General features: G+C 72.8%; 1 protein-coding gene. It reads right to left on the bottom strand.

Features of this window, described 5'->3' with window-relative positions; genetic code table 11:
• A partial coding sequence (locus OP86_RS32705; RefSeq protein WP_033334562.1) for a hypothetical protein occupies positions 1 to 217 on the bottom strand: 217 nt, incomplete at both ends.

The raw sequence follows: 217 nt of genomic DNA, 5'->3' as shown, positions 1-217 counted from the left end.
GCGGTCCAGGCCGTGGCGGTGGCCGGGGCGGATGCCGCCCATGGCGTCGACGGCGGTGAGGAAGAGGTCGACGACGGCGCGTTCGGTGGGGGTGAGGGGCTTGGGGACGTCGAACACGCCGAGGGCTTCGAGGAGTTCCCCGGTGTCGGCCTCGGAGTTCGGCCGGGGGTTGGCGAGCAGGACGTCGTAAATGTCGTCCAGGCGGCGGGCGGTCTCG

Origin of the sequence: Streptomyces novaecaesareae (assembly GCF_000716875.1) — a bacterium.
Taxonomy (GTDB): Bacteria; Actinomycetota; Actinomycetes; order Streptomycetales; family Streptomycetaceae; genus Kitasatospora; species Kitasatospora novaecaesareae.
Note: the sequence above shows the minus strand (reverse complement) of the source record. Positions and strands in the feature narration are given on the sequence as shown.